Origin of the sequence: Corynebacterium sp. HMSC036D03 (assembly GCF_001836185.1) — a bacterium.
Taxonomy (GTDB): Bacteria; Actinomycetota; Actinomycetes; order Mycobacteriales; family Mycobacteriaceae; genus Corynebacterium; species Corynebacterium simulans.
Map to the genome: position 1 here is coordinate 223015 of NZ_KV827729.1, position 20258 is coordinate 243272.

The window sequence follows — 20258 nt, forward strand, 5'->3', positions numbered from 1 at the left end:
CATGTCTGGCCGAAGCGCTAGAGTGTTCCACATGAACTTCGACGCCAGCCGCATGCTCTCCTTCGACCTCGAGACCACCTCCGTAAACCCAAAAGAAGCACGAATCGTCACCTCCGCATTGGTCCGTATTGATGGCCGTGAAGTGGACAAACGCGAAATGCTCGCCGACCCAGGCGTAGAAATCCCTGAGGCCGCTGCAAAGGTCCACGGCATCACCACTGAGAAGGCCCGCGCCGAGGGCCAACCGCATGACGAAGTCCTCGAAGAGACCGTCCGCTCCATCAAGCAGGCGTGGGAAGATGGCCTCACCCTCATCGTCTACAACGCCGCATACGATCTCTCCGTCCTGCGCGCGCTCACCGGTGATTTCACCGTCACCGGCCCTGTTTTCGATCCTTTCGTGGTTGATCGCGTCAAGGACAAGTGGCGCAAGGGCAAGCGCACGCTTGGCGACGTTTCCGCACACTACGGCGTCACCCTCGAAAACGCTCACGAGGCGACCTCGGACGCACTCGCCGCAGCCCGCATCGCGTGGATGCAGGTCCGCCAGCGTTACCCCGAGCTTTCACAAATGAACACCGACGAGCTCATGGAGTACCAGGCCGTCGAGTGGTACAAGGACCGTGAATCCTTCAAGAAGTACTTGGAAGGTCAAGGTAAGGACGCAAGCGACGTCTCCACTGCGTGGCCGATGATTAGCTAAACATTGCAGATTTTTTAAAATTCTGGAATTCTAGAAATGTGAATTCCAGTACCTCTTCGAACCTTCTTGAGCAGCGACTCGCATCTCTTGAACAGCGAGTCGCCACTCTTGAAGGCAATACTCATGTAGAAGCACAATCCGATTCCCGCTACTGGCTCGTCGAGGCCCTCGAAGAAGGGCCCGGCATTCCCGACGGCTCCGTCATCTTTGGCGGCGACGTCACCATCGGCAATCGCGAGTACAAATACCAATGGCAGCGCCCCACCCAATTCGTCACCGACGAGTCTTGGGAAGAAAACATCAAACGTCTTACCGCCATCGCACATCCCACCCGCGCGGAGATCCTGCGTCGCCTCCTGTGTGCGCCCGCCAGCGCCAACGACCTTGTACAGGAGGGCCTGGTTAGCTCCACAGGAACCACCTATCACCACCTCAACGAACTCAGCAGCGCCGGGTGGATCGCCAAATCCAAGTCCGGCACCTTCGAAATCCGGCCGACCCGCGTCATCCCCCTCATGACAATCATCACGGCGGCGGAGGCGCACTAATGAACTTTTCCATTGGCAAACTCGCAATCGGATTCCTGGTCACTGTTCTCGTGGCATCCGGCCTTGTCCTGGTAGGCCCTCACCGCATTGCCCTGGCAACCGAGGCCACTGGCTCGACCGACCTAGCCCAGAAGCTGCGTGACAATGCGCAGCGCGGACACCACAATCTGACGGCCTTTACGCTGTCGAACGGCAAGGTCTCCTTCGCAGGCCTTGGCGCCGATGAGCACACCGAAGTCGAAATCGGTTCGGTAACCAAGATGTTCACCGCGGAACTCATCCGCCAAGAGGTCTCTGAAGGCAACCTCAAATACGACGCTAGGGTTGGTCAGTTTCTTGATACCGGCGATTCCCCTATCAGCGATGTGCGCATCGAAGAGCTAATGGAGCACACATCAGGGCTACCAAGACTCGCTGCAACTAATCCCTTTACCGGAATCTCCACCATGCTCACAGGAGGCAACCCCTACGCGAAAGAAACTAAAGAGCAACTCATCGATGCCGCCACTTCCTCCGACCTCGCAGGTCGCGGCGAAGAGAATTATTCCAACCTCGGCTACGGACTTCTCGGGCTCATCTTGGAAGAGGCTTCCGGTAAGCCTTTCGAACAACTGCTGCAAGAGAAAATCTTTGCACCGATTGGAATGCACGAGACTTACCTCATGACCCCAGGCAGCGTTCCTTCCGATGCCCCGCATGGCTACACCAGTCGCGGAGAAAAGGCTCAACCCTGGGAATTTCCAGCAAGTGGCGCCGCCGGCGGTATTCGGTCAACACCCAAAGACATGAGCTTGTTCGCCAATTGGCTCATCGTACAAGGCGACTTCCAGCATGGCTGGCAAGAAAACGAGGCCCCAGTTCCCGCTGGTTACTGGCACAACGGAGGCACTTACGGATATTCGACAATGCTCATCATCGATCCGCAGAGTTCAAAAGTAGCCTTCGTCTCAAACGACACTGAGAAGGGCACTGAAGAACTCGCACGCACTATTTTTGGGGAGCTAGATTGATGTTTTCACTTGTAGTAATTATCGGTCTTCTGCTGAACATTGCGTGGCACCTCGTGAGAACTAAAACAGTATCCACAAATCGCATAGTCGACGTTTGCATAACCTGCATTGTCGTTGCTTTCCTCGGGCGAACCCTGCCTTGGAACTCCGATCTCAGCGTGTTCTGGTGGTACGCTTTGGTAGCCATGACGGCACTTTATGCTGGAAAGGTGGCCTTTCACGGAAAGTCTCCCAAATCTCCGGCCGCCAAAAAGTCTCCCAAATCTCCCAAATCTCCTTGTTTGAGGTAGCCTTGCCGTCTATGAGCACCCGCAGTAATCCTTCCCGCCCCACCTTCGGAGTCCCGCCTCTTTATTGGGTGGGCCGTACTGCTGTGCTCGATGCATTCCGCAATGCCCTGCAGTCCCCAGCCGGCGCCTCCGCTCGCACGATGATCGTCAGCGGTGCACGCGGTATCGGAAAGACAGTTCTGCTCAATGAACTGGAGGATTCTGCGAAAGCACAAGGCTGGATATGCATTCGAGCTTCTGGGCGCACCAACATGGTCGAGGAACTCGTCGAGACCACCATTCCGCGGTTGATCGAGCAACTCGCGCCCCGAGATAAGCGGAAAATCAACCGCATCGGCATCGGCGGGGTCGGCTCAATCGGCCTGGAGCACAACACGGATGAGCCTTATAAGCCCACGCTAAATACCCGCCTCCGCGATCTCCTCGCCGAACTCTCAGGAGTCGGAATTCTGCTCAGCATCGACGAAGTGCAAGACGCCTCAGTAGAAGACCTCACTTCTATCGCAGTGGCCTACCAGGATCTCCTGCGCGATGAGCTCGACATTTCCTTTGTCGCCGCTGGATTGCCGCAAGGCGTCAACCGCCTACTCGATCTCCCCGGCGTTACTTTCTTGCGCCGTGCCCAAAGATTCGTTCTGGGTCCGCTTTCTGCAGGCAACGCCACCGAAGCCTTTACTGCCACCGCAGCTGACTCGGGCCTTAATTTCTCATCGGAGGCCATCAGCAAGGCCGTCGAGCTGTCGAAGGGCTACCCATACCTCGTGCAGCTGGTGGGTTCCTTGGCTTGGGAGCGCGCAAACGTCCGCAATGAGACCCAGATTGAAGGTTCCGACGTAGACAGCATTGCCGACGAAGCCATTTCCATCCTGTGCACCCAAGTGCATTTGCCCGCCGCGTCCTCGCTGCCTCCTGCTCAGCGCCAGTTCCTTGACTCGATGTCTAGCGCTTCCGTTGATGGCATCGCCACGATTACGGAGATTGCAGAAAGCCAAGGCCGCACGGTCCGCTCGCTTTCGGCAACGCGCCAAAGGCTTATCGACGCCGACCTCATCGAGCCCGCCGCCCACGGCGAGCTGCAATTCGTCATCCCCTACATGGAGTGCTTCTTCAACTCCACCGACAAGCTCGGCAGGGTCGACTAGCTAGAGATCACCGGCGTCGCGCACCAACATGCCCGCCGTCTCCACAGCCGAGCGCAGCGTGCTTGCCGACGCCTCCCTTGGCACCACGTCCACCGCATCCACCAGGAGCTGCCGTGGCATTCCCATGCGGTCAAAGTGCCGGGCCACAGCCACGGCTTCTGCCCGCGCATCGACGCCTGCAATTGCGAAACCGATTCGCTTGCCTTCGCTTAAGAACTCGCCAAGTCCATCGATGTTTTGCGCGGTGCCCAGTCCTGCAGAATCAGTCACAAAAGTCTTCGCCGCGCCCGCTACTTCCCAATGCGGCCCCGCGACTAGGTACTCCGCGCCCAGCTCCTTTAGCTTCTCCCGAGCAACTTCCGCTGGGACCGCGCGAATCTCGTCAAAGTCGGTGGTGCCGGGAACCTTGCCGGCGAGGACGTCGCCAAGTAAAGGCTCGTCCACCTGCACCCGCACCTCACCGTGGAAGCGACGCACCAGCTTCTTCACGTGCTCCCCGATGCCCATCTGCAGGGCTTCATGCAGATCGCGGGTAGCACCGGCGTCGGAAAGCACGCGGTGTCCATTCGCAAGCTCTACCGCCGCTGCTAAGCTCCACGGCCCCAAAACCTGCATCTTAAATACGGGGACAGACTCGCCCCATGCCTCTTGGATGGCGTCCAAATCACGCTCCCACAGATCCCAGGTGCGTCGCATCATCAGCTGTGGGCGCTGGGTCATCTGCCACGCGCGTGGGCCGCGGTCAACGTTGATCGCTTCTAAAAGCGCGGCCGTAGAACCCACGGCATCCGCACCGAGCCCGCGCTCGGGAAGCTGCGGAATCGCCGGCAGATGTCCAGACTCGCCCATCACGATGTCGGCGGCCTCCGTCATGGAAACCCCATGCATCGGACCCAGCGAAAATCCCGTCACTATGCCGTCCCGCAGATGGTGCCGGAACCGAGGACGATATCCCCCAGCTCATCGGGGCTTGGCAGGTACAGCACTGCGGCCTGGCCGCGTGCAACACCGGAGAGCGGTTCTTTTAGCTCCAGCGTCATCTTGTCGCCCTCGCGGTCCACAAACGCCTTGCAAGGCACAACCGACCCGTGCGCGCGAACCTGAACCTCGCACTCCAGCGCGCCGTCCATGGCCGGGTGCAGATACTTCAAGCGATCTGCCTGAATGCTCGTCACCGCCAAATCCTCGCGCGAACCCACGGTCACGGTGCCACTCGCTGCATCAATGTCGGTGACATAGCGCGGGCGACCATCCGCCGTCGGTTCCTTGATGTCAAGGCCCTTGCGCTGACCGATGGTGTAGTTCCACGCACCATCATGTTGCTTGAGCTCCTGGCCCTCCTGGTCCACGATCATGCCGGGACGCAGCCCGATCCGCGAGCCCAAAAATGCCTGCGTATTGCCATCCGGAATAAAGCAGATGTCATAGGAGTCAGGCTTTTTGGCCGTGGAAAAGCCATGCCGCGCCGCTTCCTCGCGAATCTGCGGCTTTGGGGTATCGCCGATCGGGAAATAACAATGCTCTAGTTCCTCCGCGGAAATAACGCCCAAAACATAGGACTGATCCTTGTTTTCATCCTTGGAACGGCGCATATAGCCAGCGTCGTCAAGCGTGGCGTAATGGCCCGTTGCTACGGCATCGAAGCCCAACGCCATACCTTTTTGGAGTAGCGCGCGAAACTTGATCTTCTCGTTGCAGCGCAGGCACGGATTCGGAGTCTCGCCGCGGGCATAAGAATCCACGAAGTCCCCGATGACCTCTTCCTTAAACTGCTCGGAAAAATCCCAAACGTAGAAAGGAATACCCAGCTTGTCACAGATGCGACGCGCGTCTGCAGAGTCCTCCAAGGAACAGCAACCCCTGGCCTTTTCGCGGGTTTGTTGTGCGTCTTTATGCAGTGCCAAATGCACTCCCACCACATCGTGGCCTGCTTCCACGGCGCGGGCCGCGGCCACAGAGGAATCGACTCCGCCTGACATCGCTACGAGAACTCGCACTTAAACTCCTTTTCTTCGGCGGCCAAGCTTACTCTTCCAACCCATTAAGCTTAAATGCATGCGCAAAAAGGACGATCTCGTTGGCACCTACGAAATTTCTACGGGCACCGCGGAGGTGGTGGCGGACGAGTACCACGATAGCGGATACACACTTATGGTCAATGGAGTACCTTCAAGCCACATCGTGTTGGGCGCACCGGAAATCCTCGAGTTTGAATACATGCGCTGGATTGCCGCCGCAGTCGAAACGCTTCTGCCAGTAGCACCCGATGCCCTTCGCATGACACATCTGGGTGGTGCAGGCTGCTCGCTCCCTCGCTATTTCGCCAGCATTTGGCCCAAGTCCCGCCATACCGTAGTGGAACTCGATGCCAAGCTCGGCGAATTAGTGCGCACGCTTTTCGACGTCCCTCGTTCCCCCACCGTCAAAATCCGCGCCGGCGAAGCTCGCGCGGTCACCGATGGCTTCGCACCCGCTAGCCGCGACGTCATTATTCGCGATGTCTTCGCTGGCGACAAGACCCCACATCCGCTTACTACCCGCGAGTTCTTTCAATCGGTCCACCGCGCCTTGGTGCCTGGAGGACTCTACGTTGCCAATTGCGGAGATCACCGAGATCTCAAAATCGCAAAGTCGGAATTGGCCGGAATGAAGGAGGTATTCGAGCACGTGGCCGTAATCGCGGATCCCCCGATGCTCAAGGGACGGCGTTACGGCAACATCGTTCTTCTCGCCTCAGATCGCGAAATGCCAGCTGCCGGCTCCGTGGAAGCCGCACAACTGGCAAAATCACTGCTATCTGGCGCTGTCCCCGCCCACTATAAGGACGAGGCGTGGACCATTAACTTCATGCAAGGCGCTACTGCGCGAGCTGATTAACAGCGTCCTGTGCTTGCTCGACCTGGTTCGGGTTGGCACCGTTGGCGGTGGCAACGTGGCCGGCGTTGTCTAGAAGGATTGCAAGGTCACCGACGGTGAAGTCACCGGAGGCCATGCCAACCAGGTCCTCAATCGGCAGGTTACCGTTCTGGGTTAGCTGCTTGACAAAGTCGGTAAATACACGTGCTGCGTTTCCGTCCAAACCTGCCTGCTGCGCGGCATCGATAAGCTGCGGGCTCGCAATGATACCTGCTGCCAATGCGAGGATCGCGCCGATCAGCGGTGCGCTGTTGGAGCTCAGGTCTGGCGCGTCGTCGCCAAGCACAAGTCCCTCAAGGATGCCACCGATGTCCAGGTAGTTGCCGTTGCTGAAGGAATCCAGCTGGCCCTCGCTACCATTGAAGACGTTCATATCGACCGGACCAGTGATGCCGTTAACGCGGCCAGAGCCGGAGCGCTGCCAGAAGGAAATCTTATTCCAGCCACCGACTGGATCCGGCGCCTCATCCTGGTAGGCCGCGAGCCATAGCGGCATGTCGGAGAACTCCGTGGTGTTCCCCATCTGCCCCATCCAGAAGTACTTATAGGTATAGATCATCGGGGTACGGCCGGTTAGCGTGCGCAGCTCCGTGGTGAAATCACGGATCCACTGCTCGAGCTGTGCCGAAGAAAGACCTTCATCAACCTCAATATCAAGCACGGGCGGCAGCGTTTGATTCGGAACCAGCGCAAGCTGTGCAGCGAAGTGTGCAGCCTGACGCGTGGCTGACGACGCCGGGCGCGCGTAGTGGTAAGCACCAACCTTCAGACCGCTCGCTGCGGCAGCGTTCGAGTCGGTGATGAAGTGGGGATTCGTCCAGTCGGAGCCCTCGGTCGCCTTAACGAACGCAAAGGACTGGCCGTCGGACTTTACTTCGCCCCAGTTGATCGGAGCCCCGCCCGGGTGCTGATGGTTTGCAATATCGATACCCGTGGTCGCACCGGAGGTCCAGGCGCCGGCTGTCATCGTGCCTGCGACAGCAAGCGCCACAGAACCAACAACGGCGACGATAGCCTTGCGCATTCCCTTAGATGAAGTCATGCGCGCTACTGTACCGACGAAACAACACAATCCCCTTTAGTAACACGCGTATCTTTGCTTTTATTTTTGCCCAGTTTTCCCGTCCCTTATCAGTCGTACATATTTTCGATTTTCTGTTGATTGGGTTCGGTGGGCTGGATATAATGAGGGCATGAAGATTTCAAGGCAGTTTATTCCAACGGGGGTATGGAAAATTGGAAGCATATTACCTTGTAAATGACCCTTCCAGCACATTAGCAACCTCAGCCCGCAACATCCGTAAGCTCGAGTTCGAACAATGGGAAAATAACCTCCCCGATCTCGATTCTGACATCGAACTAGTTATCCATAGTTTGGCCACACATACCGGCCTTGGGAAAACCAAAACTAAAAACATCGCCTTCGCGCTCTATCGCCTACGCGAACTTCCACGCCTGCGTACGATGCAGCTCGATTCCTACTTCCTCGATATGACACGCCTGTGCACTATCGACTCCGCCCTTAACAAGCTAGGCGCACCCGCTCCCGAGATTCTCCAACGCGTCGACGAAGCCCTTTGTGAGTTCTTCACACCCACCAGCCCAGCAGAAGTCTTGCCTTCTAGCCGTGCCATCCGCACCTTTATCCATGACCTCATCAAACTCCTCGCCCCAGAAATAGATCCTAAAAAGGGCGAGGAAGAAGCCAACAACTCTTACTCCACTTACCCTGTGCCCGGTGGAAAAGAAGCCATTAGCGCCGAATACGAACCAGCAACTGCCTATGAGCTCGACCAACGCATAAAGAACACCGCCGAGAAACTGGAGATAACTCCTGCAGAAGCGCTCGAAAAACTCATCCGCGGAGAGGCTAACTCCGAGACCATCGTCATCCTGAATATGTACCGCGCCTCGGATATTCCCAATGCACCCGCTTTCATCCAGGGTGCCGGCTGGGTCTCCCCCGAGATCGCTGATTCCTTCGAGCCAAAGGTCGTACGTGACATGACCAAGGCCGCTACCGCGGAGAGCCCTAGCTACACCACACCTTCCACCATCGGCGCTTTCGTTGAAGGCCGCGATGGCACTTGTCGCATGCCACACTGTGACAGGCCCGCGCAGCACTGCCAGAAAGATCACCGGATCAACTTTGCCGAAGGCGGACCGACCGCAGGCTCGAATCTGGCTAGCCTCTGCCAGCACCATCACAACATCAAGACCGATGGCCGAGCCAACTACATCATGGACCCGCTCACCGGAGACATCGTCTGGCTCTTCGACGATGGGCACTGGGAGTATGACGAGCCGACCGGCCCGCTAGCTCCCAAGAAGCGCAACTGGGTACAAACTTTTGCCCAAGCCATGGAATCCCGGCGAAGGGAGGCGCACGCTAAGTGTTTGAATGACGAAGTGCCTTAAGCGCCTCGGTGGCCTTCAGATTCGGAAGGTAAGCATGGACCACCGCGAGGCCAATCGCTGGGAGGGATAGCTCATCCTCATAACACAGGAACCACTTGTGCTCCTCCGGCTGGAACTTGCGCTTGCTTGCGGCTAAAGACCGAAAGCCGTAAAGCGGTTCCATCTGCTCGCCGAGTTTCATCAGCAGTGAATCTAAGGTCGAAGGATTCTCGGTCGTCCCTGCCAACGGAGCGCCCGAAAGCGAAATCCATTCACAGCCCTCACCCGCCGCGATAACGAGCGCCTCAGAAATCAACAGCTCCATGACCCCTTTGAAACCTCGCTCATTACGGCGCATCACATCGAGGGTGTAGCCCACCAACTGCCCATCTCGCCGCACCGGCAGCCAGCTGGTCATGCCGTGCACCAGACCATCATCGTCTAGAGCCAAAAGGAGACGAGTACCTGAAACCTGCATCTCGTCGATACCTCCCAGAGTAAAGCCCATCTCTGGAAGGGCCTTCTCGCCGACCCATTCTTCGCTCAGCGTGACCAAAGCGGCGGCAACAGGAACATCGAGTTGATCCCACGTGGTCCACACTGTGGTCACGCCTTCTTTTGCTGCCTTATTTCGCGCAGTGCGGATATTCTGGAACTTCTTGCCCTTGAACTCCGTGTTTTCACAGCTCAACACCGCCTCGTCCGCGACCTGAAGCCGCTTCAATCCAGGATGAGAAACCGCGAAATCGCTTGCCACCGAATACCACGCAGGAGTTAGTCCCTGAGATTTGACGAACTCCTCGAACTCGCGGGAGATGTCATCGCCAACCGGTCCTCCTAATGTCAAAGCAACGCCATTGGAAGCGCGATATGCCACGAAGGAATCGCCAGCGAAGAAATATCTGTTCCCCTCCCACAAGGTCATGAAGGATAGGTGATCGCCAGTTCGGCGCTGCAGGATTTCCCGTGCCCGCGAGCGGTCCGATTCCCGTTGCGGGTCCGAGGGCGAGGAGAAGCACCGCCACAGCGCCCAAATAACGCACAGCCACCACACGTTGCCGACCCACGAATAAACAAACCAGCCAAATCCACTTGCCGGCACCAATTCATGGGGAGAGACGAGCGTTATTACTACAGGCAAGAAGCGCAACGGCCACTCCGCCAACGCTGCACTTAGCGACGCCCCGCCCACAAAGGCAGACTTCAACAACAAGGTAGAAAGCAACCAGGTGGCAGAACAAATAAGGAATACCCCACCCAGCCAGGCCGCGCGCTTTTTAATAATCTGCGGCGCTTCACGAACTTGGAAGAGCCGGCGAGAGTACATGAGTACAGCGAGGCAGAACAACCAAGGCAACAGGGCCTCAAACAGGTTAAGCCCGTAGATGAAGAAACCGTCTTGGTCTAGGTCCCACAGCTGAACGAGCAGGAAGGCCAGGGAAGCAACTTGGATGAGGCACGAAAGTACCCACGCAGCATGGCGGCCACGCACGAGCCCGAAACATAATACGAGTTGGATAAGCAGCGGCATGAGGTTGGCAAGCAAGGGACCGACACCATGCATGCGTGCGACGTCAGCCGCGGATATACAGTCCCTGGACGTTTCGTCGAGGGTGCAGAGAACCTCAACCGCGACGTCGGAAAGCGCAGGCCCCCACATCAGCTCGGTGAGGAGGGAAAATGGGCCTTCGGCGATTGGATTGATAGCAACCAGCACCGGGCTAATGGCAACCGCGATGAGGATGAAAGCTACGAGCACGCGCCGCTCGCGCAACGAGGGCTTTGCGGTCTCCCGCGGATGACGCCACAGGCCTAAAAAGAGGCCGAATACCGCGGCAGTAAGTCCCAAGATGTCGGCCATCGAGCCGGCATAAAAGACGTTCGTGAACGCAAGAACGAGGATGATAACCCGAAAACGGCGCTTCCACAGGCGCGGCATCTTCGCGGAGGCATACATCGCAGAGCCGAAAATCCAGCCGATTGGTGTAAAGAGGTAGCTGTTGAGGAGATCGTCGCCCCATCGGTTAAGGCCCGATACTTCGATGCCTCGCGCGATGAAAAAGGCAATTGGTAATGAAAGAAGCTGAAGGAAAAGGCCAACTACGAGGTATTTCCTGCTGCCCAAGACCCGCTCGGCAGGGCCACCGAAAAGAATGGCGAAGAAAGTTACAACGACGGATCCGCCAATTGTGACGGTGGTCAAACCGGTTGCCTCAACCCAATCATTGTCCACGAAGTGGAGAACCCACATGAGCACAATCAGGAGCAAAGTTACGGGAAATTGCTTAAGCATGAACATCGTTGTCCTCGATTCCACGGAATGGGTCATGGACGGCTGTAAGTCCCCCGCGGCGCGCAGCAAAAGCGAAGGATTGACGCAGTGCTGGGCGCCACACCCCGAAGGAGTGGCCACCGCTTAGAGCACCGACATAAGTCTTTCCGCCTGCCCCGCGAACGAGCTCAGCAAGTTGGTTTTGAGCAGCAATCGCGGGCTTGTCCTTGTCCCCTGCAAAGAAGACGACACTGAGCCCGGGATAGCGATTTTTCTTCAGCAAGAAGGCCGGATTTTGCGCCTGGAAGGCTTGCTCGTTTCCGCCAAAGAACTTCTGGACGGTATCGGCATGCTTGCCGATGGTCGGCTCCGCCTCACCGGAGAAGTCCAAATAAGTTCCGAAGGCCTCGGGATGGTTGGTGGCGACCTGCAAAGTACAGGTACCGCCGTAGGAAAGGCCGCCGAGCGTCCAATGCGACTGGTCTTCGTCAACGCGCAATTGCTTTTTGATCTGGGCTGGAACGTCTTTGGTCAGATAGGTCATTACCTTGGTGGATTGAGAGTCCGCGCAAACAGGGTTGGCGGTTTCAGAACCGGTGGCATCAACTGCTACGACGATGGGCGATACTCCCCCGTTTGCCTTCTGAAATTCATCGGCGGTCTGTGCGGCTTCGCCAGATCCAAACCACTGGGTTGGGCCACCGGGATTGCCATGGAGCAATACGAGCACCGGCAGGCGCTTTCCGCTCCAATAGGCCGGCGGCAAATAGGCAATAGCTTCGCGGGCTTTGAATCCTTTGCTCGGTAGGTCGAGATGTACCAGTACGGCGGAGTTGCCTGCATGCGAGGCTAGTTCGGAGGCGGGAATAGTTTGGGCCACCGGGCGCGGATCGAGGGAACCGACCGTGGAATAGGTCTGGTACTCGAGGTTGACTAGCCCGACGACCGCAACGAGTGATGCGATGCCCGCGAGCGTCGTGGAAAGTTTCGGCTTACGCAGCAGTGCGGCGAGGCAGATACCAGAGGCGACGAAGACATGAGCAGGGATATCCCAATGCTGGAGGAAATACCAGGCACCAACCGATATAAACAAAGCCAAAACAACAGGCACAATCTTGCGCGCCCATGCAACAACTATCGCGGAAAGAACCACGATGACCGCATATATCGCCCCATTTACGGGTTCGGCCAGCGGCAGGCCAAGGAGGAAATTCACTCCTAAATCATAGGCCTGCGCTGGCCAAATAGGCTGTTAAGTACCTGGGAGGTCGGTACTTATACGCTGCGGGCGCGCTTGACGACGTCGGGAAGCTGCGCCAGGACGTACTCGACGTCGGCAGGCGTTGTGTTCCTACCAAGGGTAAAACGCAGCGAACCGATTCCATCAGAGTCGGACACATTCATCGCCTCAAGGACGTGCGACATGCGGTTGACGCCCGAGTGGCAGGCGCTGCCGGTCGAGGCCTCGATGCCCAAGGAATCGAGCAACATGATGAGGCTGTCGCCATCGGTGCCGGGGAAGGACACATGCAGGTGCGAAGCCAACATAGGTTCCTCGCAATTGAGGATGACGTTGTCGATGCTGGAGAGAATGCCGGCACGCAGTTGGTCACGCAGCGCACCGACGCGCTTGGTCTCGGAATCGATCTCGGAAACAGACTCCTCGAGCGCTGCCGCAAGAGCAGAGGCACTGGCGACGTCCACGGTGCCCGGGCGGATGCCGCGCTCCTGGCCGCCTCCGAAAGCGATGGGCTGCGGGGCTGGGCTGCGTTTTGCAAGCAGCAAGCCGATGCCACGTGGGCCGCCGAACTTGTGGGCGCTCGCCGCGAGCGTGGTAGCACCGAGCTCGTGGAAGTCGATGGGCAGCTTGCCTGTGACCTGAACTGCATCGATGTGAACTGGCGTGCCAACTAAGTTTGCGCGGCGCACAATCTCGGCAACTGGCTGGATGGCACCGGTCTCGTTGTTTGCCCACATGCAGGTGGCAACGTCGGCAGGCGTATCTAGTGCGGAGAAGTCGCTGACGTGGGAATAACGATCGACGGGCAGAAGATCGACCTGTGCATCCGGCAGCTGGGCAACGCTATCGCGCACGGCTGGGTGCTCAATAGGAGTCGAGACAACGCGGTTGGTGGTGCCCAGACGGTACAAGCCTTGGATGGCGATGTTGTCGGCTTCGGTGCCGGAAGAGGTGAAGATAACCTCGATCGGCTCGCAGCCAAGAATTTCCGCGACTTTCTCGCGGGCGTCGTCAAGCACGGAACGGGCTTTTCGGCCCGAGGCATACTGCGCGCCCGAGTTTACCGCGCCAGAGGCGGCCACCCACGCATCTATGGCCACCTGGCGCATCGGCTGAGTAGCCGCATAGTCAAAGTAGTGCGACATTACTTGCGAGACTCCAGCTCAGCGACCAAAGCCGGGGAAATCTCATGGACGTCACCGACGACGCCGAGGTCAGCGATCTGGAAGAAAGGCTCGTCCTGATCCTGGTTAACCACGACGATGGTGCCGGAGGTCTGCATGCCGGAGGTGTGCTGGATAGCACCGGAGATGCCAAGCGCGATGTACAAATCCGGAGAAACCGTGACGCCGGTCTGGCCCACCTGGTGTGCTGGGTCGTAGAAGCCCTGATCGACTGCATCGCGGGTGGCACCGACGGCGCCGCCGAGGGCGTCGGCAAGCGGTTCCACGATGGTGGAGAAGTTGTCGTCGACGCCGCGGCCACCAGAGACAACTACCTTCGCGGCAGTCAGCTCCGGACGAGCAGACTTCTCATGCGGGGTAAAGGAGGTGACGGTGACGTCCTTGGCAGTTGCGGCCGGCAGGGGCATCGGCGCCGGAGCGACGGCCACCGGCTGCGGATCCGCGGCGACTGCGCCTGGGCGCAGGGTGTAGATCGGGCTCGCGCCAGACGCTGTAGCAGTGGTCTCGTAGGAACCGCCGAAGATGGTCAAGTGCGCGGAGCCGTCGGCGTTAATCTCGTCGACGTTGACGAGGGCACCGGAAGCCAGACGCGCGGAAAGGCGGCCGGCAATCTCGTTGTTGGTCGGGGTCGCAGCTAGCACGATTGGGGCTGGGTTCGCGGCGGCGAGGGCGTGCAGGGCATCGACCTCGGGCAGGATGATGCGGCGCTCATAGTCTTCAGCGCTTGCCTGCACGATCTGTGCGGCGCCCAGGGCTGCCAGCTCGGAATCGAAGGCATCTGCTTGCTTGCCGACGACGACTGCGGAAACGGTACCCAACGCACGCGCTGCGGTAATCAGCTCACCGGTAACAGGGCTAAGGGCGTTATCTTCGTGCTCTACAAGTACGTATACGTGAGACATTTTCGGCTCCTAGATAAGGTTCTTCGCGGCGAGGAAGTCGGCAATCTGCTTTGCGGCTTCCTGCGGATTCGGCTCGGTGATGACCTCACCCGCGGTGCGGGCAGGACGCTGGGCGGCGGCTGTCACCGTGGTGGTTGGTGCCACGGCATCGATGCCAAGGGAGGCCACGTCGAGGGTGGTGATCTCGGCCTTCTTGGCCGCCATGAGTCCCTTGAAGTTCGGGAAGCGCGGCTTATCGGCCTTATCGGTGAAGGTCGCGATGACTGGCAGGGTTGCCTCCAGCTCCCAGTGGCCGTGAGCGTCCTCGCGCACGCCGCGCAACACGCCGCCTTCAAGGCTGAGGGACTTCAGCTCGGTCATCGCCGGGAGCTGGCGGTACTCAGCGAGCAGGCCAGCCAGCAGGCCGGTGGAAGCATCAGAGGAGTAGTTGCCCAGGGTGATGATCTGGACGTCCTCGATGGTGTTGATGGCCGCGTTGAGCGTCCAGGCGGTAGAGAGTGCATCGGCGCCGGAAAGGGCGTCGTCAAGCACGTGTACTGCGTCGTCTGCGCCCATCGCGAGGGCCTTGCGCAAAGCTTCGTCAGCGCCGGCAGGGCCCATGGTCACTGCGACGACGCGGAAGTCTGGGTTTGCTTCCTTGATGCGCAGTGCCTGCTCGACGGAATACTCGTTGACCTCGTCGATGACGTTGTCGACGCTCGTGCGGTCGAGGGTGTGGTCTTCCTCGAGGGACTTGGTGGACCAGGTATCCGGTACGTGTTTGACCAGAGCCACGATTGCGGGCATTGGACACTTCCCTTTCCGATAGATTTATGTTGCGTAATTATCCTCGGACGATACTACTCGTGGTCCGCACAGCAACGCGATTCCCTTAGTTCCGATGCGTGTCATGATGACGGCCATGGAACGGCTTCCCTTGAGCTTAAGCTTCTTCCGCAGCTGATCGGGGTCGACGTCTAGACCGCGGACCAGTATCTCGAGGGAGCCAGCATCGTGTGACTGCAGTGCGGCTTTGAGTTTCTTGACTGGCACCGCCTCGATGAATTCAAATCCGGACGTGCCTGCCGGGATGCGTTGCCCTGTCAGGTAAGCGATGCGCGGGTCCAGCTGATGGAGGCCTTCGCGCTTGGCGTAGTGGCGCACAAGCCCCGCGCGTACAACCGCGCCGTCTGGGTCCATGATGTAGGTGCCAATGTCGCCGGCTTCGGGCAGGTCGGCCTCGTCGAAGTCGGTGCTGGAGAGAACATCAGCCTTTCCACCTTTGATCATGACTGCGCTGCGGCCAACGCCCAGACCAGGTGTATACAGGCAGGCCTCTTTGACGTTGCCGTCGACGCTGGCGACGGATACCAAACCTTGCCAATCTGAAAAGTCGAGGCCGGGGGCACACTTGACGGCGAGTTCGCACTCGTGTGCCGCCAGAAGATCGGGCAACGGCGGCAGGAGCTTTGCGGGATCGGTAATGCGTTTGCCGCCGCTTCGGCGCGCTGGATCGGCGATGATAACGGGTGCCGTTGAGCTCTGCGTCAAAGCGTCTGCGCAGAAGAAGGGATGCGGGGTGTTGTGCTGCGCCATCTTGATGCGCGAACGGTCGAGGTCAGAGCCTACATATTTTCCTGGAGCCCACGCAGCCCCTTCGGTACCGATGGAACAGGTGACATCGTGGACGAGTTCGACCCCCAGGCTTGTCAAGAAAGCGGCACGATGTTTGGCTACCTCGAGCGGGGTGGCCTGCTGCACGGAATCGGAGTCCATAAGCCAGTCGCTGGGCAGCTTTTTACTGTTTCGGGCTTTGATGAGTTCGGCTACGGCACGGGCGTGCTCACCGAATTGTTGCTGGAGCTTGGCGACGTCGCCTAATTGGGAAGCCTTGCTGAATTCAAGGTCAAGGCCCGCTATCTCCGGTTGGTGCTGGACTAAGAAGTCGATCTCGGCGAGGGTATAACTCATATTCTGTCTACGGGTTGAGTGCTGAAGAATTCGCGGTAGCGCGGGTCGTGCTCGGGGTCGCCGATGATGGGGCGAAGGTCGGAGAAAGAGGCGTCGTCAAGCGCTTCTCGCACCGTGGAGTAATTGCTCAGGCGCAGCATTTGCGCCCAAGTGGGAAGAGCCAAGCGGACAAGCCCGGCGCGCCACCCGTCGAGGACGAGGCGGGGCGGGAACCATCCGGCGTCGTCTGCCTCCGTGGTATCGCCGTCGGGCTCTTGGCCTTCCGGTAGAACGGCGATGAAGAAAAAGGTATCGAACCATTGTCCGCAGTCTTCGCCCGCCCACCGAGACCACGGCATGAGCATGTCGGCGTCGGCGCGCATGCCGTTGTTCATGAGGAATTCGGTAAAGGAAATCTCGTGAGTTTCCAGCATGACGCGTTCGCGGTGATAGCGCGAGGCGTCGGAGACGATTCCGTCATCGCGAACGGCGAGCAAGGTACCGGATTCCTCGAAGAGTTCTCGGATGGCGGCGAAGACCAAGGCATGGGTCTTGTATTTGGTAACGCCCATGCGACGGGCCAAGGAAATAACGGAGCGGCCCGCCCAGAGATCGCCGGAACTCCACATTCTTGGCGGGAAATCGCGGGGGTCTACTCCCCCGCCCGGAAACACTGCGTGCCCCGGGTAATTGCGCATCGTGGAGACCCGTTCCTGGAGCCAAACCTCGAGCCCTTCTTGGCCGTCGCGCAGCAGCAGGACGGTAGCGGCCAAGCGTCCACCGTTAAAACCGGTGGTTTCGCTGTGGTCGATCGCGTCAAGGCGCTCGTGAATGGGTCGGGTCATGCAAAGTTCCGTTTAGCGTATGCGGCGAGCGAAGTAACGTTCACCGATTCGATCCACCTGAATTGGTTGGTGGAAAGCCTGCGTAAGGTTTTCTGAGGTAAGGACCGTATTGATTAGTCCCTTCGCCACGACCTTACCCTCATCGAGGATCATCGCATGGGTAAATCCATAAGGGATTTCCTCGACGTGGTGGGTAATCATGACGATTGCTGGTGCATCGGCATCCATTGCCAGCTCGCCCAAGTAGCCCACGAGATCCTCGCGGCCTCCTAGGTCCATGCCGGCGGAAGGCTCGTCGAGGATGAGTAGCTCAGGGTTGGACATAAGGGCACGTGCCAAGATGACGCGCTTCTTTTCTCCCTCCGATAGGGTTCCCCAGGTGCGCTCGGCCAAGTGGCGGGCGCCCACCTGGTCAAGGATTTCGAAGGCGCGGCTAAAGTCCATGTCTTGGTACTCCTCGCGGAAGCGTCCCAGGACTGCGTAGCCGGCGGAGATAACGAGGTCGTCGACTCGTTCGCCGTCGGGAATGCGGTGCTGTACTGCGGCGGAAGAAATGCCGATGGCGGCACGCAGATCGCGCATGTCGGTCTTGCCGATCTGCTCGCCCATCAAAAAGGCAGTTCCTTTAGAAGGAAACTCTTCCGCAGAGGCAATGCGGACCAAGCTGGTCTTGCCGGCGCCGTTTGGGCCGATGATGACCCAACGCTCGTCGAGCTCTACTTGCCAATCGACTGGACCCACCAAGGTTTTTCCGCCACGGCGCAGCTCGACGCCGCGGAAGTCGATGAGCCAATCTTCGTCAGTTACGGGCATTGTTTCGTTATTCACAGCATTCACGTCCTATATTGTTGCGGAAATTCTGGTTGCCCGGTGAAACTGACACAGCTGCACTACTCTAAAGGGCATGACTACACGCCTCGCCATCGATGATGTCCGTCCTAGCTTCTCTCCCACTAAGGCCGTGGTTAATGAGGTGGTTCCGGTAACCGCGTTGGTCTGGCGGGAAGGCCATGATGCGGTGTCGGCAACCCTTTCGGTGTGGAATACCGAATCCCCTTCGGTTTCCTCGGTGACCATGGACCAAGACCCAATTGACCCTGACCGTAGGCATGGTGTGTTTACTCCGCTTACCTGTGGGCGCTGGTTCTTCCGTATCGATGCGTGGTCAGACCCGATGGCAACGTGGCGCAATGCGGTGGAAAAGAAGATGGCTGCGGGGCAGACGGCCGCCGAGCTTTCCAACGATCTCCTCCATGGCGCGGAGCTTTTTGAGCGGGCGGGAATGCCCGATGTTGCTAAGTCGCTAGCGAATGAGTCTTTGGACCTGTCCTCGCGCGTCGAGGCAGCGCTTTCCGACGCCGTGGCAAAGAAACTGCATGCGCACCCCTTGCGGGATTTGCTCGTGGAAGGCGAGGTCCACGAGGTACTGGTCGAGCGCCGAGAAGCGCTTTATAACTCTTGGTATGAGCTCTTCCCGCGTTCTACGGGCGGTTGGGATGAAGAAGGCAACCCAGTCCACGGCACTTTCAAGACCACGGCCAAAGCGTTGGAGCGAGTCGCAGACATGGGCTTCGACACAGTGTATTTCCCGCCGATTCACCCCATCGGAAAGGTTCACCGCAAGGGCAAGAACAACTCGGTGGTGGCTGAACCGGGCGACGTCGGCTCGCCGTGGGCAATTCAAGATCATTCCACCACTCACCCAGACTTGGGCACGATGGACGATTTCAAAAAGCTGGTTTCTCGCGCGCAGGACCTGGGGCTCGAGGTAGCGCTGGATCTGGCGCTCCAGGCCGCACCGGATCATCCGTGGGCCAAGACGAACCCAGAGTTTTTCACGGTCTTGGCTGACGGCACCATCGCTTATGCGGAGAATCCGCCGAAAAAGTACCAGGACATCTATCCCCTGAACTTCGACAACGACCCAGACGCGATCTACAACGAGATCTTCCGCATCGTGATGATCTGGATCGAGGCGGGCGTAACCACCTTCCGCGTGGATAACCCGCACACCAAGCCGGCAAACTTTTGGACCTGGCTCATAGACAAGGTGCACGTGACCCATCCGGAGGTCATCTTCCTTGCGGAGGCCTTTACCCGCGCGCCACGGCTGTTCGGCTTGGCGAAGGCAGGCTTTACCCAGTCCTATACCTATTTCACCTGGCAAACCTCGAAGCGCGAGCTGACCGAGTTTGCCAAGATGCACGTGGAGCAGGCGGATATTTGCCGCCCCAACCTCTTTGTGAATACGCCTGACATCCTGCACGAGTCTTTGCAGACCGGCGGGCGGGCCATGTTCGCTATCCGCGCGGCTTTGGCCGCGACTCTGTCTCCGCTATGGGGCGTGTACTCCGGCTATGAGCTTTATGAGCACGAGGCCGTGGCGCCGGGCAGTGAGGAGTACATGGACTCTGAGAAGTACGAGCTGCGCCCGCGCAACTTCCAGGAGGCGGCTACCCGTGGCGCATCGCTGGAATCCTATATTCGCCTTCTCAATCTCATCCGCCGTGAGAACCCCGCGCTGCAGCAACTGCGCAACCTCAAATTCCACGACGTCGATAACGAAAAAATCATTGCCTACTCCAAGGCAGATCCTGCGACGGGCAACGTGATCCTGGCCGTGATCAACCTGGATCCGCGCAATGCCCAAGAAGCCACCGTTACCGTAGAAATGGAAGCGATCGGCAGAGCCGACGGTGACGTCTACACCGTCCACGATGCCATTACCGGCGCCGCCTATAACTGGTCCAACCGCAACTTCGTGCGACTCGAACCAATGCGCGACGTCGCCCATCTGTTCGTGCTGCCGCAGGCTGACCCGCATTCCTTGGACCGCCTTGCCTGGCGCGACGTCAACGATTATCGACCTTAAGTCCTGTC

At 58.7% G+C, this 20258-nt stretch carries 18 protein-coding genes; 7 read left to right on the forward strand and 11 right to left on the reverse strand.

Going from position 1 to position 20258, the window contains the following annotated elements:
* Positions 1-31: 31 nt before the first annotated feature.
* The 4 genes from HMPREF2692_RS04260 (at position 32) to HMPREF2692_RS04275 (ending at position 3693) form a co-directional block, all read left to right on the forward strand.
* Entirely contained in the window at positions 32-703 is a 672-nt protein-coding gene (locus HMPREF2692_RS04260) for a 3'-5' exonuclease (RefSeq protein ID WP_070432866.1), read from the forward strand.
* 38 nt (positions 704-741) lie between these two features.
* Positions 742-1251 carry an ArsR/SmtB family transcription factor gene (locus tag HMPREF2692_RS04265; RefSeq protein ID WP_070498351.1) on the forward strand — a complete coding sequence of 170 codons (510 nt, stop codon included), beginning with the start codon at positions 742-744 and terminating at the stop codon, positions 1249-1251.
* Positions 1251-2261, forward strand: a complete 1011-nt coding sequence (locus HMPREF2692_RS04270) for a serine hydrolase domain-containing protein (protein WP_246816205.1) — start codon at positions 1251-1253, stop codon at positions 2259-2261. Before HMPREF2692_RS04265 ends, HMPREF2692_RS04270 begins: the two co-directional genes overlap by 1 nt.
* A 301-nt stretch (positions 2262-2562) precedes the next feature.
* Positions 2563-3693, forward strand: coding sequence for an ATP-binding protein (locus tag HMPREF2692_RS04275; RefSeq protein WP_070822871.1), 1131 nt, complete (start codon positions 2563-2565; stop codon positions 3691-3693).
* On the opposite strand, the gene HMPREF2692_RS04280 is transcribed toward HMPREF2692_RS04275, so the two are convergent.
* Both HMPREF2692_RS04280 and mnmA read right to left on the reverse strand, forming a co-directional pair.
* Positions 3694-4605, reverse strand: coding sequence for a uroporphyrinogen decarboxylase/cobalamine-independent methonine synthase family protein (locus HMPREF2692_RS04280; protein ID WP_083323811.1), 912 nt, complete (start codon positions 4603-4605; stop codon positions 3694-3696).
* The gene (gene mnmA / locus HMPREF2692_RS04285; protein ID WP_070498346.1) at positions 4605-5690 is read right to left on the reverse strand and encodes a tRNA 2-thiouridine(34) synthase MnmA; all 1086 of its coding nucleotides are present in this window, start codon (positions 5688-5690) and stop codon (positions 4605-4607) included. The genes HMPREF2692_RS04280 and mnmA overlap by 1 nt, the downstream gene beginning before the upstream one ends.
* Positions 5691-5748: 58 nt before the next feature.
* On the opposite strand from mnmA, the gene HMPREF2692_RS04290 reads away from it, so the two are divergent.
* The gene (locus HMPREF2692_RS04290) at positions 5749-6570 is read left to right on the forward strand and encodes a spermidine synthase (RefSeq protein WP_070822873.1); all 822 of its coding nucleotides are present in this window, start codon (positions 5749-5751) and stop codon (positions 6568-6570) included.
* On the opposite strand, the gene HMPREF2692_RS04295 is transcribed toward HMPREF2692_RS04290, so the two are convergent.
* Entirely contained in the window at positions 6551-7651 is a 1101-nt protein-coding gene (locus HMPREF2692_RS04295) for a glycoside hydrolase family 25 protein (protein ID WP_083323812.1), read from the reverse strand. The two genes, HMPREF2692_RS04290 and HMPREF2692_RS04295, sit on opposite strands and share 20 nt — an antisense overlap.
* Before the next feature lie 194 nt (positions 7652-7845).
* Here HMPREF2692_RS04295 and HMPREF2692_RS04300 point away from each other — a divergent pair, with 194 nt between their 5' ends.
* Entirely contained in the window at positions 7846-9027 is a 1182-nt protein-coding gene (locus tag HMPREF2692_RS04300) for an HNH endonuclease signature motif containing protein (protein WP_070822879.1), read from the forward strand.
* Here HMPREF2692_RS04300 and HMPREF2692_RS04305 read toward each other — a convergent pair.
* The 8 genes from HMPREF2692_RS04305 to HMPREF2692_RS04340 are packed head-to-tail and all read right to left on the reverse strand — an operon-like array spanning position 8999 to position 18191.
* Positions 8999-11299: a bifunctional lysylphosphatidylglycerol flippase/synthetase MprF gene (locus HMPREF2692_RS04305; RefSeq protein WP_246823432.1), complete on the reverse strand. Its 2301-nt coding sequence runs from the start codon at positions 11297-11299 to the stop codon at positions 8999-9001. The two genes, HMPREF2692_RS04300 and HMPREF2692_RS04305, sit on opposite strands and share 29 nt — an antisense overlap.
* The gene (locus HMPREF2692_RS04310) at positions 11292-12494 is read right to left on the reverse strand and encodes an alpha/beta hydrolase (protein ID WP_070822884.1); all 1203 of its coding nucleotides are present in this window, start codon (positions 12492-12494) and stop codon (positions 11292-11294) included. Before HMPREF2692_RS04310 ends, HMPREF2692_RS04305 begins: the two co-directional genes overlap by 8 nt.
* A gap of 59 nt (positions 12495-12553) precedes the next feature.
* Positions 12554-13663: a cysteine desulfurase family protein gene (locus tag HMPREF2692_RS04315; protein WP_062041101.1), complete on the reverse strand. Its 1110-nt coding sequence runs from the start codon at positions 13661-13663 to the stop codon at positions 12554-12556.
* On the reverse strand, positions 13663-14604 hold the full coding sequence (locus HMPREF2692_RS04320; protein ID WP_062041104.1) for an electron transfer flavoprotein subunit alpha/FixB family protein: 942 nt from the start codon (positions 14602-14604) through the stop codon (positions 13663-13665). The genes HMPREF2692_RS04315 and HMPREF2692_RS04320 overlap by 1 nt, the downstream gene beginning before the upstream one ends.
* Before the next feature lie 9 nt (positions 14605-14613).
* Positions 14614-15390: an electron transfer flavoprotein subunit beta/FixA family protein gene (locus HMPREF2692_RS04325; RefSeq protein ID WP_070588122.1), complete on the reverse strand. Its 777-nt coding sequence runs from the start codon at positions 15388-15390 to the stop codon at positions 14614-14616.
* Positions 15391-15414: 24 nt separating this feature from the next.
* Positions 15415-16554 (reverse strand): THUMP-like domain-containing protein, encoded by a 1140-nt coding sequence (locus HMPREF2692_RS04330; RefSeq protein ID WP_061922025.1) that lies wholly within the window; start codon positions 16552-16554, stop codon positions 15415-15417.
* The gene (locus tag HMPREF2692_RS04335; protein WP_061922022.1) at positions 16551-17378 is read right to left on the reverse strand and encodes an NUDIX hydrolase; all 828 of its coding nucleotides are present in this window, start codon (positions 17376-17378) and stop codon (positions 16551-16553) included. Before HMPREF2692_RS04335 ends, HMPREF2692_RS04330 begins: the two co-directional genes overlap by 4 nt.
* Before the next feature lie 12 nt (positions 17379-17390).
* Positions 17391-18191, reverse strand: a complete 801-nt coding sequence (locus HMPREF2692_RS04340; protein ID WP_061922018.1) for an ABC transporter ATP-binding protein — start codon at positions 18189-18191, stop codon at positions 17391-17393.
* A gap of 91 nt (positions 18192-18282) precedes the next feature.
* Here HMPREF2692_RS04340 and HMPREF2692_RS04345 point away from each other — a divergent pair, with 91 nt between their 5' ends.
* The gene (locus tag HMPREF2692_RS04345; RefSeq protein WP_061922015.1) at positions 18283-20250 is read left to right on the forward strand and encodes a maltotransferase domain-containing protein; all 1968 of its coding nucleotides are present in this window, start codon (positions 18283-18285) and stop codon (positions 20248-20250) included.
* Positions 20251-20258 lie beyond the last annotated feature (8 nt).

Excerpts from the sequence above, each read along its gene's own strand:
- HMPREF2692_RS04270 (WP_246816205.1), top strand. The coding sequence starts at position 1,251 with ATGAACTTTTCCATTGGCAAACTCGCAATCGGATTCCTGGTCACTGTT.
- HMPREF2692_RS04340 (WP_061922018.1), bottom strand. The coding sequence starts at position 18,191 with ATGCCCGTAACTGACGAAGATTGGCTCATCGACTTCCGCGGCGTCGAG.
- HMPREF2692_RS04305 (WP_246823432.1), bottom strand. The coding sequence starts at position 11,299 with ATGCTTAAGCAATTTCCCGTAACTTTGCTCCTGATTGTGCTCATGTGG.
- HMPREF2692_RS04320 (WP_062041104.1), bottom strand. The coding sequence starts at position 14,604 with ATGTCTCACGTATACGTACTTGTAGAGCACGAAGATAACGCCCTTAGC.
- HMPREF2692_RS04275 (WP_070822871.1), top strand. The coding sequence starts at position 2,563 with ATGAGCACCCGCAGTAATCCTTCCCGCCCCACCTTCGGAGTCCCGCCT.
- HMPREF2692_RS04315 (WP_062041101.1), bottom strand. The coding sequence starts at position 13,663 with ATGTCGCACTACTTTGACTATGCGGCTACTCAGCCGATGCGCCAGGTG.
- HMPREF2692_RS04260 (WP_070432866.1), top strand. The coding sequence starts at position 32 with ATGAACTTCGACGCCAGCCGCATGCTCTCCTTCGACCTCGAGACCACC.
- HMPREF2692_RS04325 (WP_070588122.1), bottom strand. The coding sequence starts at position 15,390 with ATGCCCGCAATCGTGGCTCTGGTCAAACACGTACCGGATACCTGGTCC.
- HMPREF2692_RS04295 (WP_083323812.1), bottom strand. The coding sequence starts at position 7,651 with ATGACTTCATCTAAGGGAATGCGCAAGGCTATCGTCGCCGTTGTTGGT.
- HMPREF2692_RS04335 (WP_061922022.1), bottom strand. The coding sequence starts at position 17,378 with ATGACCCGACCCATTCACGAGCGCCTTGACGCGATCGACCACAGCGAA.
- HMPREF2692_RS04290 (WP_070822873.1), top strand. The coding sequence starts at position 5,749 with ATGCGCAAAAAGGACGATCTCGTTGGCACCTACGAAATTTCTACGGGC.
- HMPREF2692_RS04330 (WP_061922025.1), bottom strand. The coding sequence starts at position 16,554 with ATGAGTTATACCCTCGCCGAGATCGACTTCTTAGTCCAGCACCAACCG.
- HMPREF2692_RS04345 (WP_061922015.1), top strand. The coding sequence starts at position 18,283 with ATGACTACACGCCTCGCCATCGATGATGTCCGTCCTAGCTTCTCTCCC.